This is a genomic window from Pseudomonas sp. Pseusp3, from assembly GCF_047304225.1.
In the GTDB taxonomy this organism is placed as follows: Bacteria; Pseudomonadota; Gammaproteobacteria; order Pseudomonadales; family Pseudomonadaceae; genus Aquipseudomonas; species Aquipseudomonas fluorescens_CD.
This window is the reverse complement of record NZ_JBGLYV010000300.1, coordinates 1-224: the sequence shown is the minus strand read 5'-3', so window position 1 is coordinate 224 and position 224 is coordinate 1. Positions and strand designations below refer to the sequence as shown.

The window sequence follows — 224 nt, the reverse complement described above, 5'->3', positions numbered from 1 at the left end:
GTCACCGTCGGCAATGACGTCTACAAGGGGCCGACCACCGTCACCGAGTCGATTAAATCGGCCGACGGCGGCAACCTCGAAGCGATCAATCCGGTGAAAACGCCAGTGACCACCACGGTCAATGACGACAACGACAGCACCACCGTGACCCTGAGCGCCACCCCGAGCGTGGACGAAAACGGCACCATCACCTACACCGCCACCCTGACCGATGCCCAGGGCCA

Annotated in this window: 1 protein-coding gene; it reads left to right on the top strand. The window is 62.5% G+C overall.

The features are described 5' to 3' along the window. The coding region (locus tag ACCD00_RS30935; RefSeq protein WP_413428957.1) for an immunoglobulin-like domain-containing protein at window positions 1–224 on the top strand (224 nt) is incomplete at both ends.